Raw genomic sequence first — 2493 nt, forward strand, 5'->3', positions numbered from 1 at the left:
GATCGCCCAGCATCCGCGGCCCGCGAACGTCATCGTCGGCGTGCGGCCCGAGCATCTGTCCGACTCCGCGTTGATCGACGGCTACCAGCGCATCAGGGCGCTGACCTTCGAGGTGAAGGTCGACCTGGTGGAGTCGCTGGGCGCGGACAAGTACGTCTACTTCTCCACCGCGGCGTGGGCGGCGCACTCGGCCCAGCTGGACGAGCTGGCCGCCGAATCGGACGCTCACGAAAACCAGTTCGTGGCAAGGGTTCCCGCCGAATCCGCCGCGGCCATCGGGCAGTCGATCGAATTGGCAATGGACACCACCAAGCTGGCGGTCTTCGATGCGGACACCGGGGCCAACCTGACCATCGCGCCGGCCGGGGCACCGTGACACAGGATCAGGTGCGCGCGCATCTGCGGGCGCACTTCACCGACGCCGAGCCCGACGCGGCGAGTGTGACGTTTCTGGGCACCGAGACCATCGAGGTGCTGCGTTTCCGCGAGCCGGACACGACGGTGCACTACGTCACCCTGGGCTGCTCACGCCACCCGATGACCGAACCGACGCTGGACATCGCCGACCCGTTGCGCGGTCCGCGCGCCGAAATCGTGCTCCAATTGCGCGGTCCCGGCCCGATCACCGGCATCGCGCGCAGTCTGGCAGTCCTGGCCGCGGCGCCGGCCGTCGACGGTGTGGTGCTGTGCGCGGACGCGCTGGTCGATCTCGGTTCGCCGCTGTGGGCGTCCCCGTCGGCGCGGGTGCCGTTTACCGCGGTGCTGCTGGGCCGCAGCGAGATTGGCGATCTGGCGCTGGACCCGCCCCGTGACCCCGTGCAGTTCCTGTCGGCGACACCCATCACCGCGACCGAGGCGGCCTGGGTGCGGCTCAAGGGCGCCGAGGCGATGCGGCAGGCGTGGGACAACGACGGCGTCGATGTGCTGGACCCGAATCGCCCCGCAGCACAACCTAACTGACTATTGCCGAGCAGACGCAAAAGCACCCGACACGCCGAAGAATTGGGTGCCTTTGCGTCTGCTCGCGACGGTCTGCGTGGACTCAGCCCGCTATGCGGGGCGTCCTCAGGTGACTGTTGATCCGCTCGACCAGGCCGACCGGATCTCTTCGGATGTCGTCAACTGTCATCGGAATACATGTCCATCCACACTCCTGCAATCGCGCGGTTTTCAGCCGGTCGTGCAGTAGGGCATCGCGGCCGACGTGCCATTCCACGCTGTCGTATTCGGCCACGACCATCGCATCTGGCCAGGCGAAATCGACACGCCACAGCTTGCCGTAGCGGTCCAGGATGGTGTGTTGCAGCTCCGGTGTGGGCAGCCCGCTGGCGATGAATACGAGTCGCGCCTCGCTCTCCATCGGTGATTCCGCGCGGCCGTCGGCATATTCGACTAGCTTGCGGACCTTCACGATTCCGCGGCGTCCCCACTGCTCGCGAATCGCCGCGGCCAGTTCCACGGCCGTACAAGCGCCGATGTGCAGGGCGGCATCAAGCGTCGCCAGGGCGCGTGGCGGCCGGAGTGCTCGGGCTACTTCGACTGCGGTCCACGCCGGCGCCGTCGCGAGGCGGCCGTTGACTTGCCGCAGCGGCGCACCGATTCGCTGATGCACCATAACCCCAGGTGACGGGCGCATCCTGACGCCTGGATCAAGGACATGGAGTCGATAGGTGCTTTCGGTGTCGAAGCCGTACAGGCCGGCAGCGGTACCTAGGCAAGCCACGACCGGCTGGCCGACTACCAGGTCGAGAGCGGCCAGCATGTCAGCCGCATCGGGTTCTCTCGCCGCATAGACCCCATGGCATACCCGAATAAGCTTGCCGGACTTCACAAGTCCGACCAAACGCCTGCGCGAGACCACGGTCAAAAGTTGGGAAGTAGTTGCCAGCCCGCCACCGTCGAAAAGCACTTTTTCGATGTCCACAGCCGTAAACATGCGCCAAGGCAAGCGATCCAAGTAGCCAGTTGCTCCGGCGATGTGAACAAACCTGTGATCCATGCGCGACGACCAGACGCAAAAACACCCGACACGCCCAAGAAATGGGTGCTTTTGCGTCTGCTCGGCGAAAAGCGCTAGAGCCAATTGTTGCGCCGGAACTGGAAATACAGTCCCACGCAGGCGACGGCCATCACGGCCATGATCGCCGGATAGCCCCACGTCCAGTTCAGTTCCGGCATGAAATGGAAGTTCATCCCGTAGATGGCGGCGACCATGGTGGGCACCGCCAAGATGCCGGCCCAGGCCGCCATCTTGCGCATGTCGTTGTTCTGCTGCATCCCGACGCGGGCCAGCGCCGCCTGGATCAGCGAGTTGAGCATGTCGTCGTAGCTGGCGATCTGGTCCGCGGCCTCGGAGTGGTGGTCGGCGACGTCGCGCAGATAGCGGCGCACCTCTTTGGAGATGACGTCCTTATTGTCCATCTGGATGCGATGGAACGCGGCCGACAGCGGATTGACGCACCGGCGCAGTTCGACCACCTCGCGCTTGAGCAG

Annotated in this window: 3 protein-coding genes and 1 pseudogene; 2 read left to right on the forward strand and 2 right to left on the reverse strand. The window is 65.4% G+C overall.

The window, feature by feature from the left end; all coding sequences use genetic code 11:
* Positions 1–376 (forward strand): annotated as a pseudogene (locus tag A5646_RS04890) (ABC transporter ATP-binding protein); the annotation flags it as partial.
* Complete coding sequence (locus A5646_RS04895) at positions 373–960, forward strand: suppressor of fused domain protein (RefSeq protein WP_066880309.1); 588 nt, start codon at positions 373–375, stop codon at positions 958–960. The pseudogene A5646_RS04890 and the gene A5646_RS04895, both read left to right, overlap by 4 nt.
* Positions 961–1042: 82 nt before the next feature.
* On the opposite strand, the gene A5646_RS04900 is transcribed toward A5646_RS04895, so the two are convergent.
* Both A5646_RS04900 and A5646_RS04905 read right to left on the reverse strand, forming a co-directional pair.
* On the reverse strand, positions 1043–1936 hold the full coding sequence (locus A5646_RS04900) for a hypothetical protein (RefSeq protein WP_066880311.1): 894 nt from the start codon (positions 1934–1936) through the stop codon (positions 1043–1045).
* A gap of 137 nt (positions 1937–2073) precedes the next feature.
* Positions 2074–2493, reverse strand: a 420-nt coding sequence (locus A5646_RS04905) for a CorA family divalent cation transporter (RefSeq protein WP_304441919.1), incomplete at its 5' end; no start/stop codon positions are given.

This window comes from Mycobacterium sp. 1245499.0 (assembly GCF_001673615.1).
Classification (GTDB): domain Bacteria; phylum Actinomycetota; class Actinomycetes; order Mycobacteriales; family Mycobacteriaceae; genus Mycobacterium; species Mycobacterium europaeum_A.

Bases quoted from the DNA above. Each gene is read 5' to 3' on its own strand.
- A5646_RS04900 (WP_066880311.1), bottom strand. From the start codon at position 1,936: ATGTTTACGGCTGTGGACATCGAAAAAGTGCTTTTCGACGGTGGCGGG.